The organism is Aminobacter sp. MDW-2 (assembly GCF_014250155.1).
Taxonomy (GTDB): domain Bacteria; phylum Pseudomonadota; class Alphaproteobacteria; order Rhizobiales; family Rhizobiaceae; genus Aminobacter; species Aminobacter ciceronei.
This window is the reverse complement of the sequence record NZ_CP060199.1, coordinates 85,501-97,504: the sequence shown is the minus strand read 5'-3', so window position 1 is coordinate 97,504 and position 12,004 is coordinate 85,501. Positions and strand designations below refer to the sequence as shown.

Annotated in this window: 11 protein-coding genes; 2 read left to right on the top strand and 9 right to left on the bottom strand. The window is 61.3% G+C overall.

Translation table 11 applies throughout. The features are described from left to right. Window positions 1–274 precede the first annotated feature (274 nt). Window positions 275–721 carry a PaaI family thioesterase gene (locus H5P29_RS31580; RefSeq protein WP_246670941.1) on the top strand — a complete coding sequence of 149 codons (447 nt, stop codon included), beginning with the start codon at window positions 275–277 and terminating at the stop codon, window positions 719–721. 78 nt (window positions 722–799) lie between these two features. On the opposite strand, the gene H5P29_RS31575 is transcribed toward H5P29_RS31580, so the two are convergent. From H5P29_RS31575 to H5P29_RS31540, 8 genes are all read right to left on the bottom strand, one after another. Beyond that, window positions 800–2,251: an NAD-dependent succinate-semialdehyde dehydrogenase gene (locus H5P29_RS31575; protein WP_154387528.1), complete on the bottom strand. Its 1,452-nt coding sequence runs from the start codon at window positions 2,249–2,251 to the stop codon at window positions 800–802. 107 nt (window positions 2,252–2,358) lie between these two features. Next, window positions 2,359–3,282 carry a branched-chain amino acid ABC transporter permease gene (locus H5P29_RS31570; RefSeq protein WP_210252552.1) on the bottom strand — a complete coding sequence of 308 codons (924 nt, stop codon included), beginning with the start codon at window positions 3,280–3,282 and terminating at the stop codon, window positions 2,359–2,361. A gap of 59 nt (window positions 3,283–3,341) precedes the next feature. Then, window positions 3,342–4,229 (bottom strand): branched-chain amino acid ABC transporter permease, encoded by an 888-nt coding sequence (locus tag H5P29_RS31565; protein WP_154387526.1) that lies wholly within the window; start codon window positions 4,227–4,229, stop codon window positions 3,342–3,344. A gap of 123 nt (window positions 4,230–4,352) precedes the next feature. Beyond that, window positions 4,353–5,552 (bottom strand): ABC transporter substrate-binding protein, encoded by a 1,200-nt coding sequence (locus H5P29_RS31560; RefSeq protein WP_154387531.1) that lies wholly within the window; start codon window positions 5,550–5,552, stop codon window positions 4,353–4,355. A 36-nt stretch (window positions 5,553–5,588) separates the two neighbouring features. Then, window positions 5,589–6,332 carry an ABC transporter ATP-binding protein gene (locus H5P29_RS31555; RefSeq protein ID WP_154387525.1) on the bottom strand — a complete coding sequence of 248 codons (744 nt, stop codon included), beginning with the start codon at window positions 6,330–6,332 and terminating at the stop codon, window positions 5,589–5,591. Then, window positions 6,325–7,080: an ABC transporter ATP-binding protein gene (locus H5P29_RS31550; RefSeq protein ID WP_154387524.1), complete on the bottom strand. Its 756-nt coding sequence runs from the start codon at window positions 7,078–7,080 to the stop codon at window positions 6,325–6,327. The genes H5P29_RS31555 and H5P29_RS31550 overlap by 8 nt, the downstream gene beginning before the upstream one ends. 13 nt (window positions 7,081–7,093) lie before the next feature. Then, window positions 7,094–8,170, bottom strand: a complete 1,077-nt coding sequence (locus H5P29_RS31545) for a glycoside hydrolase family 88 protein (RefSeq protein ID WP_210252551.1) — start codon at window positions 8,168–8,170, stop codon at window positions 7,094–7,096. A 102-nt stretch (window positions 8,171–8,272) separates the two neighbouring features. Further along, a complete protein-coding gene (locus H5P29_RS31540; RefSeq protein ID WP_154387522.1) occupies window positions 8,273–9,514 on the bottom strand; it encodes a CaiB/BaiF CoA-transferase family protein in 1,242 nt (413 codons plus the stop codon). Window positions 9,515–9,662: 148 nt separating this feature from the next. Here H5P29_RS31540 and H5P29_RS31535 point away from each other — a divergent pair, with 148 nt between their 5' ends. Then, window positions 9,663–11,330 (top strand): AMP-binding protein, encoded by a 1,668-nt coding sequence (locus H5P29_RS31535; RefSeq protein WP_154387521.1) that lies wholly within the window; start codon window positions 9,663–9,665, stop codon window positions 11,328–11,330. Here the strand turns inward: H5P29_RS31535 and H5P29_RS31530 are convergent. Beyond that, on the bottom strand, window positions 11,327–11,965 hold the full coding sequence (locus H5P29_RS31530) for a TetR/AcrR family transcriptional regulator (RefSeq protein ID WP_154387520.1): 639 nt from the start codon (window positions 11,963–11,965) through the stop codon (window positions 11,327–11,329). The two genes, H5P29_RS31535 and H5P29_RS31530, sit on opposite strands and share 4 nt — an antisense overlap. Window positions 11,966–12,004 lie beyond the last annotated feature (39 nt).

Genomic DNA, 12,004 nt, shown 5'->3' with positions numbered 1-12,004 from the left:
TGCTGACGCCGGACACTCAAAAACCCTGACGACGGACAATGATTACCACCTTTGACTTGCTCGTTGCCGTCTTGAGTTGGCCCGGGATACTGGCTCTATCAGGCCGATTCTGACGCGGGCCGGAACGAACCTTCGTTGCACTGACCACGCGGCAAGGCTCTAGACGGCGGCTCATTCATCTGGATGCTAAAGGAGCGGCCGGTATAACTGTTTCGGGCGCCTGCCGGGCAGACGCCCAGTCGACCAAGAGGGCATCAATATGAGGGAGAGGACATTGAGCGTCGACGATAGCGAGATAGTTCAGCGGATCAGAGCAAATTTTGAGAGGCAAGGCCTGATGCGCACGATGGGGGCGAAGCTGGGCTCCGCCGTGCTGGGCCAGGTCGAGCTCGCTCTGACGCCGCATGCCGAAATTTCCCAGCAGAACGGATTTGTCCATGGAAGCGCGCTGGGCGCCCTGGCCGAGAGCGCTGTCGCGTTGTCTGCCCTGAGCCTCATGCCCCCCGATAGAGGCGTCTTCACGACCGAGTACAATATAAATTTCCTCGCTCCCGCCCAGGGCGACCGGATCATCGCTCGGGGAAAGGTAGCTAAAACCGGCCGCACCTTGACATTCTGCCAATGCGAGGTCCTTTCGGAACGCGACGGGCAGGAGCAGCTTATTGCCCTGTTTACGGCAACGCTCGTCGCTGTGGAGGGTCGCGACGGGATTCTTGGCTAACTCACCGCAGTTAGGCCAAACTGGACTCAAAGATTTGGTCGCGATATCGTTCAATCTCGTCGCTGGAGCTTCATGACACTAGGGAGCCGTTTGCGTAACGAATTTGGTAACGAGATAGGCGTTGATTGCCTCTGATCCGCCCTCGGTGCCGTAGCCCGAATCCTTGATGCCGCCGAAGGGCACTTCGGGAAGGGCGAGGCCGTTGTGATTGATCGTGGTCATGCCCGCCTCGATACGTAGGCCGATCTGGTTGGCCGTATCGGCCGAGCCGGTGAAGGCGTAGGAGGCGAGGCCGAACGGCAGGCGGTTGGCCTCGTCGATCGCCTCGTCAAGCGTGGTGAACGAGCTGAACACGGCGACGGGGCCGAACGGCTCCTCGTTCATGATGCGCGCTTCCTTCGGCACGTTGGACAGCACGGTCGGTTCGAAGAAGTTGCCCTTGTTGCCGATGCGGCGGCCGCCGGTCTTCAGCTCCGCGCCGTGCTCGACGGCGTCGTTGACCAGCGCCTCCAGTGCCGGGATGCGGCGCTCGTTGGCAAGCGGGCCCATCTCGATGCCGGCTTCCATGCCGTTGCCGACCTTCACCGCCCTGGCGGCCTCGGTGAAGGACCCGACCACCTTGTCGTAGACGCTGTCCTGCACGAGGAACCGCGTCGGCGACACGCACACCTGCCCCGCATTGCGGAACTTCGACATCGCCATCACCTTCACGGCCTTGTCGACGTCGGCGTCGCCGAAGATGATCGCCGGCGCGTGGCCGCCGAGCTCCATGGTCGAGAGCTTCATGTGCTGCGCGGCAAGGGCCGCAAGCTGCTTGCCCACCGGCGTCGAGCCGGTGAAGGAGATCTTGCGGATCACCGGATGCGGGATGAGATATTCGGAAATCTCCGCCGGCACGCCGTAGACGAGGTTGACGACGCCAGCCGGGATGCCGGCATCGACGAAGGCGCGGATCAGCTCGGCCGGCGAGGCCGGCGTTTCTTCAGGCGCCTTGACGATGATCGAGCAGCCTGCGGCGACCGCGGCGGACAGCTTGCGCACCACCTGATTGATCGGAAAATTCCACGGCGTGAAGGCGGCGACCGGGCCGACCGGCAGCTTGATCGCCATCTGGGTCACGCCGGCGACGCGCGCGGGAATGATCTGGCCGTATGTGCGGCGCGCTTCCTCGGCGAACCAGTCGATGACGTCGGCGCCGGCCAGCACCTCGTCCTTCGCCTGATCGAGCGGCTTGCCCTGCTCGCGCGTCATCATCACGGCGATCTGTCCTGCGCGCTCGCGCAGGATGTCGGCTGCCTTGCGCATCAGCTTCGAGCGCTCGAAGGCCGACGTCGCGCTCCATACCTTGAAGCCCCTGTCGACCGCCGCCAGCGCTGCGTCGAGATCGGCCCTGGTCGCGTGCGCGACCTTGCCGATGACCTCGCCGGTGGCCGGGTCGAGGACGTCGATCGTCAACCCTTCGACGCCGTCACGCCATTCGCCATCAATAAACAAGCGCGTGTCACGATAGTCGGAGAAGGTCGTAGACATGGGATGCAAACTTTCAGTATTGGCCAGGGTGGAGATAGATTCCGGAGATTGAGTGGCTCGGCGATGCGCCAGAGGACCTTCGAATAGCTGATCAGGGTCGAATGCGATCACAATCCCTTTCTCAACCATTTCTGTATGACGCCGACGATGCCCTCGCGGAAGAGGAGGACGCAAACAACAAACGTGACACCCTGGATGACGGTGACCCAAGCACCCATTGTCGCTAGGTAGTTCTGCATGGTGACGATGACTGCAGCGCCGACGATCGGGCCGAACACGGTGCCCATGCCGCCGATCAGCGTCATCAGCACCACCTCGCCCGACATCGACCAATGCACGTCGGTCAGTGAGGCGAGCTGGAAGACGATCGCCTTGGTGGCGCCGGCAAGGCCCGCAAAGCCCGCCGACAGCACGAAGGTGGCGAGCTTGTAGCGGTTGACCCGGTAGCCGAGCGAGATAGCGCGCGGCTCGTTCTCGCGGATCGCCTTCAGAACCTGCCCGAAGGGCGAGTGGATGATGCGGTAGATCGCCAGCATACCGCCGAGTGCAATCGCCAGCACGACGAAGTAGAGCGTGAAGTCCGAGCGCAGGCTGAGCAGGCCGAACAGGTTGCCGCGCGGCACCGCCTGGATGCCATCCTCACCGCCGGTGAACGGCGCCTGCAACGAGAAGAAGAACACCATCTGGGCGAAGGCGAGCGTCACCATCGCAAAATAGATGCCCTGGCGGCGGATGGCGAGCGCGCCAATGGCGAGGCCCAGAAGCGCGGCTACGACGATGCCCGACAGGATCGCGAGTTCAGGCGGGAAACCCCAGACCTTGGCGGCATGGGCGGAAATGTAGCTCGCGCCGCCGAAATAGGCTGCATGGCCGAAGGAAAGCAGCCCCGTATAGCCGAGAAGCAGGTTGAAGGCACAAGCGAACAGCGCGAAGCACATCACCTTCATCAGGAAGACGGGATAGAGGAAAAAGGGCGCGACCAGCCCTGCGGCAAGCAGGGCGAGGAAGATCGCCGCATGGTGGCGCGGCATGCCTCCGCGGACCTGCTGAACGGCGATGCCAGTGGTCTCTGTCTCGACTGCAACGGACATCAGGCGGTCCTCCCGAACAGGCCGGCCGGCTTGACGAGCAGCACGATGGCCATGATGACGAAGATCACCACCGCAGAGCCTTCCGGATAGAACACTTTCGTTAGGCCCTCGATCAGTCCGAGCGAGAAACCGGTTATGATAGAGCCGAGGATTGAGCCCATACCGCCGATCACCACCACGGCGAAGACGACGATGATCAGGTCAGCGCCCATGTTCGGGTTGACCGAGTAGACCGGCGCGGCGAGCACGCCGGCAAAGGCGGCCAGCCCCACGCCGAAGCCGTAGGTGAGCGTGATCATGCGCGGTACGTTGACGCCGAAGGCTCCGACCAGGGTGGGGTTCTCGGTGGCGGCACGCAGATAGGCGCCAAGGCGGGTCTTCTCGATTACAAACCAGGTGGCGAAGCACACGATCAGCGAGGCCACCACCACCCAGCCTCGGTAGTTAGGCAAGAACATAAAGCCAAGATTCTGGCCGCCTGCGAGCTGCGGTGGGATCGAATACGGCAGGCCCGATATGCCGTAGGCGTTACGCAGCAGGCCCTGGATGATTAGAGCGAGGCCGAAGGTGAGCAGCAACCCATAAAGATGGTCGAGATGGTAGAGCCGCGCGATCATCAGCCGTTCGAGCACGATGCCGAATGCGCCGACCATAATCGGGACGATCAGCAGCGCCCACCAGTAACCGATGCCAAGATAGTTCAGCAGCATCCAGGCCACGAAGGCACCGAGCATGTACTGGGCGCCATGGGCGAAGTTGATGATGTTTAGAAGCCCGAAGATCACCGCCAGACCAAGCGAGAGGATGGCGTAGAACGACCCATTGATCAGACCTAGCAACAACTGCCCAAACAAGGTCTGTGGTGGGATTCCCAATAATTCGAACATCGCCTGGTCCCAGTCCTAATACTTCACGTACGCGGCGTGCCACGCAGCATCGTTCAAGGTGTCGGATCTCGTATTTGGGACGCGCCAGGTAATAGCAGCGCGTCCCGATTGCAAACTTCGCCGCTACTTGATCAGAGAGCAGCCGCCCTCTTCGATAGGACGAAAGGCTTCCGCTGCGGGAATGGTCGCGAGTTGCTTGTAATAATCCCACGGCCCTGTCGACTCTTCCGGAGTCTTGACCTGGAACAGGTACATATCGTGGATCTTGCGACCGTCGGCTCGAATCTCACCCTTGCCGAAAAGCGCATCCTCTGTCGGCGTTGCCTTCATATGCGCCATAACAGGTCCGCTTTCCTTGGTCTTCGTAGCCACAACCGAATTCAGGTAGTGCGTAATTGCGGAGTAAACGCCTGCATGAGCCATGGTTGGCATGGTACCGCCAAACTTCTCCCCGAAGCGCTTGGACCACTCGCGTGTGCCATCATTTTGATCCCAGTAGAACGCTTCCGTGAGCACCAGGCCCTGTGCCGCATCAAGACCGAGAGCATGCACGTCGCTGATGAACACAAGGAGACCAGCGAGCGTTTGACCGGCCTGGGTGATGCCGAACTCCGAGGCCTGCTTGATCGAGTTGATCGTGTCGGAGCCCGCGTTGGCGAGTCCAATCACCTTGGCTCCGGAGGACTGTGCCTGAAGGAGGAACGAGGAGAAATCCTGGCCGGGAAACGGATGACGGACTGTACCGATGACGGTACCACCAGCAGCCTCGACCACTGAAGATGTGTCACGCTCAAGCGAATGGCCGAACGCATAATCCGCCGTCAGGAAGAACCAACTGTCGTATCCTTGTTGCGTCAGCGCCCGACCGGTGCCATTGCCGAGCGCCCAGGTGTCGTAGGCCCAGTGTATCGTGTTTGGTGAACACTTCGAACCGGTGAGGTCGGACGAACCTCCCGCCGAAACGATCACCAGCTTGTCCTTCTCTCGTGAGATGTCGCTTACGGCCAACGCGGCGGATGACGTTGGCAGATCGACGATGATGTCCACTCCGTCCTGATCGTACCACTGTCTTGCAATGTTGGACGCAATATCAGGTTTGTTCTGGTGGTCGGCGGAGATTACCTCGACCTCAAGTCCGTGCTCGGCGACGTTGAAGTCCTCGACCGCCATTCGCGCGGCGACAACTGACCCCTCGCCCGAAAGATCGGCATAGGTCCCGGAAAGATCGTTGAGGACACCGATCTTGATCTTGATCGGCTCCTGCGCGGAGGCGATGCTTCCCATAAGCAGGCCGATCGTGGCGGCAAGAATACTGGTTTTCATTTGCATTTCTCACTCCCTTGCTTGTGAATTCAGTCGCTAAACACCCAGATATGCTTCGATTTTGTCGATGTTGGCGTCGAGCTGGTCATTGGGGATCATGTCGATGACCTTTCCCTGCTCGACAACGTAGTGGCGGTCGGCGACGGTCGAGGCGAAGCGGAAATTCTGCTCCACCAGCACGATGGTGAAGCCTTCGCCCTTCAGCCTGGCGATGGTGCGGCCGATCTGCTGGATGATCACCGGCGCAAGACCCTCGGTAGGTTCGTCGAGCAGCAGCATCTTGGCGCCGGTGCGCAGGATGCGCCCGATCGCCAGCATCTGCTGCTCGCCGCCCGAAAGCTTGGTCCCCTGGCTCGAAAGCCGCTCCTTCAGGTTCGGAAACAGCTCGAAGATCTGCTCCACGCTCATGCCGCCGGGCTTCACCTGCGGCGGCAGCATCAGGTTCTCGCGCACGTCCAGCGAGGCGAAAATGCCGCGCTCCTCGGGGCAGAACGCGATGCCCTCGCGCGCCACATATCGCGCCGGCGCGTGCATCAGCTCCTTGCCCTGGAACACCACCGAGCCCTTGCGCTTCGGCAATATGCCCATGATCGACTTCAGCGTCGTCGTCTTGCCGGCGCCGTTGCGGCCGAGTAGCGTCACCACCTCGCCGGGGCGCACGTCGAACGACACGCCGTGCAACACATGGCTCTCGCCGTACCAGGCCTCAAGATCCTTCACCGCCAACAGCGGCGCGGAAGCGGCCGCGCCGACAGGGGTTGCCACAGCCGCCTCAACCATGTCCCGCTCCGATATAGGCCTCGATCACCCTCGGGTCCTTCGACACCGTGGCGTAGTCACCCTCGGCGAGAACCTTGCCGCGCGCCAGCACGGTGATCGTGTCCGACAGCGAGGCCACCACCGACAAATTGTGCTCGACCATCAGGACGGTGCGGTTGGCTGAGATGCGCTTGATCAGCGCGGCGATGCGCTCCACATCCTCATGGCCCATGCCCGCCATCGGCTCGTCGAGCAGCAGCATCTCGGGGTCGAGCGCCAGCGTCGTGGCGATCTCCAGCGCCCGCTTGCGCCCGTAAGACAGATCCGCCGCATTCACCGTCTCGAACTCCGACAGTCCGACGTCGTTGAGCAGCGCCCGCGCCTCGTCGTCGAAGGCCGACAGCACCTTCTGCGAACGCCAGAAGTCGAAGCTGTCGCCGCGCTTGCGCTGCAAGGCGATGCGCACGTTCTCAAGCGCGGTCAAATGCGGGAACACGGCCGAGATCTGGAACGAGCGCACCAGACCCAGCCGGGCGATATCGGCCGGCGACATCGCGGTGATGTCCTCGCCCTTGTAGGTGATCTTCCCCCGGGTCGGGGGAAGGAACTTGGTCAGGAGGTTGAAGCAGGTCGTCTTGCCCGCCCCGTTCGGACCGATCAACGCATGGATCTGACCGCGCTTCACCCGAAGGTCCACACCCTCGACCGCAAAGAAGCCCTTGAACTCCTTCGTCAAGCCAGAGGCGGCAAGAATCGTGTCGCTATCCATGCCGGTTCTCTGTTCAGATCGCGACATTCAGGCGACCGCTCAGGCGCGCGAGCGTCTCCAGAAGGAAATAGTCCCCCCAGATGAGCTCGTTGGCCGTCGCTTTGTCGTTCTTCGGGTCGAAGCAACCGTCAGCAAGGATACCGTCTCGGGTAAGGTGGCGTTTCACCAGCGCTTCCGCAGTGGCGTGCGCGACCCTGCCGTACCGTTCGGCCTTTTCTCGGTCGGGATGTACCGATGAGAGCTTCAGAAGAGCAGCAGCGGCGATTGCGGTTCCCGACGTGTCACGCTTCGTCTCCGCCGTCACAGGCGCGCTGAAATCCCAGTACGCGACAAAGTCGTCCGGAATATTGGCGATCCACCAATCGGCAACCTTCTCGGCAAGCTCAACCAGCCGAGGCTCTCCCTGCTCCAGCTGCGCCGCGAGCACGTAACCCAGCATCGCCCATGCCTGGGCGCGGGTCCAGATTGAATCATCGGCGTAACCCTTATGCGTGTAACGCCGCGTCACCTCGCCCGTGGCGGTGTCGAAACTCGCCGACTGGATGACGCCACCGTCGGGACGGATGAAGAAGCTCGCGCTATTGTATGCATGATCGAGCGCGATCTTCCGCAGTTCCGGATCGCCGAGGCGGGCAGCAGCCCAAAGCATTACCGGAGCCGCCGGCAGGCCGTCGATATTCGCCTCGCCGTCGCCGACGGTGTGCGCCTCCTCCGCTTCCTTGCCGAGTGGGATCAGCCCCGCCGTCGGATCGAACTGCTCGCCGAGCGACACCGCCGCGCGCTGCGCCAGCTGTTCGGCAAGCCGATCGCCATGAAGCAGCGCGCCCGTGATCGCGCCATAGTAGAAGAGGAAGCCCCGGAAAACTGTGCGGCTTTCGACGCGCGCCTCGAGACGACCGAGCCACTGGCGGGCAGCATCAAGGAACCTTTGTTCCCCGGTTACGCTGGCCGCAAGCCACAATTCGCCAACCCAGAACCCACCGGTCCAGAATCCATCCGGCGTCGTCGTCCATTTGCCGGTTTCCTGATCGCCATAGTGAGGGAACCCCTCAAGCCCGGCTTCCATCGACCGCCCGACCCGACCGGTCATACGATCAAGTGCTTCCTGCCAGGCACCAGCGCCTGCTTCCGAAATTCTCTGCATTGCAGCTCCTCACCATCAATTCGTATTCAAAGGCGCGCGTCGCGCCTGTCACCCGGCCTCGGCTGCATCCTCCACGTATACAGCACCAAGCTCTTTCATTTTGCGCGCCTCCTCGTCGGAGAAGCCGAACTCGCCAAGAACCGCCATGCCGTGATGGCCGAGCGGCGTCGGCGCCTGCGCAATCACTGTCGGCGTTCTCGAAAGTTTGACCGGATTTCCCGCCAATGGCATCTGTCCATAGCCTGGGACAGACACGTCCCAGATCATGCCGTTGTGCCGAATCTGTTCCGCCTTCATTGCTTCCTCCAGCGTGTTCACCGGGGAGCACAGCACATCCTGTTCCGAGAGCCTCGCGACGCATTCCGCAGTGGTGTAAGCAGCAACAATCGGCCGGAAGCGCGCCTCGATCTCCCCCAGATTCTCGACCTGAAGATCGTGGGTCGAGAAGCGGGTCTCGCCACTGAAATCAGGGACATTGAAGGCCTTGCACATACCCTGAAGCGGATTGTCGCGGAACAATGTCAATACCATCAACCAGCCGTCCGCCGTGCGGAACGTCATCGACTGCTTGACCCAACTCGTGCGCTCGCCGTGCATGGCAATGCTGGAAATTTCCAGCACCTGCGAGGCGAACGCCACATCGAGCAACGACGTCGTCACCTTCTGCCCGCGACCGGATGCCTGCCGCTCGATGAGCGCCGCCATCACGCCCTGTACGAGCGACTGCGCGGTCATATAGTCGATAACCGGGGTGTTGCTCACAACCGGCGGCTGTCCATCGGCTACACCGCTTCGAGCAAAGCCGCTGTAGGCTTGCGCCAGCATGTCCTGACCAGGCATCCCCGCCATCGGGCCGGTCTCGCCGAAGGCATAGCCAACCGCGTAGACCAGGCGTGGATTACGCTGCTCGAGATCCTCAAACCCAAACCCCAGCCTCTCCATCACTCCCGGTCGAAAATTATGAAGAAGCACATCGGCGCGATCTACCAGCTTCAGCAGGGCCTCGCGTCCAGATGGAGACTTGATATCAAGAGAGATCGTTCGCTTGTTCCGGCAGAGGGCGGCATAGTAGCAGCTCATCGCCTGCTTTTGTCTGGCCAAGGGATCAAGGGTCCTCAGTATCTCGCCTGGCGCTGGCCTCTCGACCTTGATGACATCTGCACCGAAGTCACCGAACATTTGCCCTGCAAGCGGAACCTGCATCACCATGCCAAGTTCCAGCACCTTGATTCCGGCTAGTGCACCTTTCGGCGGCGTGGCGCTCTCGTGAACCGTGCTTTGATCGGACATCGAACTCTCTGCTTCCAAAAATACTATCCGGATGGTATGTGAACAGGACGGCTAATGCAACACTATTCTGCGGTCGTTGCGAGGGAGAGCGGATCTATGGATAAGTCGGCCGCCCACCGCTCGTTCTGCATGGGAGACGGAGGAGACAATGACGCAATCGCACCTGGCAATGCCGCTGGGGCCACTGGAAGATTGGACGATCCGAACGCTTGCCGAACATCGTCTGGCTGAAAGTGCAACCCGGCCCTTCATCGAGGAAGTGGGAGGCGGCGCCGAAAGCTATGCAACCTTTATCGGCCGCGCTTCATCCCTTGGAGCTTTCCTCCTGGATTGCGGCATCAGGAAAGGAGACATGATCGGCATACTGTGCAGGAACGGTATTCCGTCGTTGCATGGGTGGATGGGGGCGAACCTCATCGGAGCCGTCGACGTGACGATCAACGCCGGCTATCGCGGGGATGTACTGCGTCACGTACTGTCGACCACGAAGCCGTCGCTTGTGCTCGCCGATGCGTCGCTTATGCCGCAACTCGCCGAAATCGCGAGCGATCTTCCCTTTCTGAAAGATGTGGTCCTCGTCCAGGATCAGGCGGAAACGGCGCTACCCGGGCTACCCGGCATAGCGTGCCATCCATACGAATCCATCGTCTCCTCCCCACAGTGCATTCCGTCCGATATTGATCTGAAACCTTCCGACGCTGCCGCGGTCATGTTCACGTCCGGCACCACCGGACCATCCAAGGGCGTGTTGATGCCCAACGCCCATGTCTGCCTTCTCGCGCACCAGGCGATCGTCAACGCTCGCCTGACGGAGGACGACGTCTACTACTGCGCTCATCCGCTCAACCATATCGCCGGCAAGTTCATGGGCGTGCTGGCTGCGTTCGCCATGGGTGCGCGCGTCGTGATCGACCGGCGTTTCGATGCCGAGCGCTGGCTAGCAGCCATCCGCGAGAACGGTGTAACGCTAAGCCTCGCGCATGGTCCTATGATCGAGATGATCTACGCGACCCCACCGACCGCTGTCGACGGGGACCACGCCATGCGTCGCTTGATGTGCTGTCCATTGCCGAAATCCATTGGTGAAGCCTTCGAAGAGCGCTTCGGCCTGCGCGGCATCGAGATGTGGGGCATGACAGAGATCACCTGCCCATGCTGGACCAGCTTTGAGGGCGATCGACCGAAAGGTTCTTGCGGCCGCCCCATGCTGGACTGGCACGAGGTGAAGATCGTCGATCCGGCGACCGACTGGGAAGTGGGTGAGGGCGAAGTGGGTGAGATCGTGGTGCGTCCGCGCCATCCCTGGATGATGATGACCGGCTACATGGGCATGCCGGACGAAACCGTCGCAGCATGGCGAAATCTCTGGTTTCACACGGGCGACGCAGCGTGGCGCGATGCCGATGGAAACTTCTACATCGTCGATCGCATCAAGGACCGGATTCGGCGCCGAGCGGAGAACATATCGTCCTTCGACATAGAGAGCGCCGCTCTTGATTTCCCCGGCGTGCGCGAAGCTGCTGCCGTCGGCGTTCCTTCCGGGATGGAAGGCGATGACGATATCAAGCTGTGCGTCGGCGCCACGGAGCAGTTGGACCCCGCAGCGCTTCTGACATATCTAGCCCGGCGCCTGCCGCACTTTATGGTGCCGCGCTACATCGAAATTGTGCCGAACTTGCCAAGAACACCCACGAACAAGGTACGCAAGCGCGACTTGCGAGAAGCGGGCATCAACGATGCTACCTGGGACAGGCAAAAGGCTGGGTTGAGGCTACGCGACCTGGCGTCGGGAAAGAGCGGGATCGGATCGGGCTAGGACTTCTCGCCAAGAATGCCGTTGAGGAAAGTCTGCCAAACGGTGCGCACGAACAGACGCCCGTCTATGCCCCCGCCGCGGCGGTGCCATTCGAGCATCATGCCGTCATGGGTGGCGACGACAAGTGTGGCAAACTCACGCGTCGGAAGGTGCGAAGGAAGCTCGCCGCGGGCTTTGCCCTGATCGACGATGCCCTCGAGCACGCCGTAGATGCGCTGGTAAATCTCTGACACTCGCCGGTCGGCGATATCGGTGCCGTTGCGGCTCTCGATCGACATCTTGATCAGGCAGAGCAGCTCATGCGGTCGATCAATTCCCTGTTTCGAGGTGAAACGGAAGAACTCGGCGATCTTTTCCGGAGCAGTTCTTTCCTTTTCGTCCAGATGGCTGATCAGCGGATCGACGATATGCGCCTCGGCAATGTCGAGGAGCTGGAGAAGCAGATTCTCCTTGCTTTCAAAGTAGAAAAAGATCGCGCCCTTCGTAAGGCCGGCCGCCTCCGCGATATCCTGCAAGGTGCAGGCATGATAGCCTTTGGCGACGATCAGGCGGAAGGCTGCTTGCGTGAGGCGACCGATGCTCTCCTCGCGAAGGAGCGCTTTCTTGTTCAGCTTGGGAGTTGCGGATTTTGGCATGCAGTAGCTTCCGGTAAGTTTCACCGACCGAAGGATTCG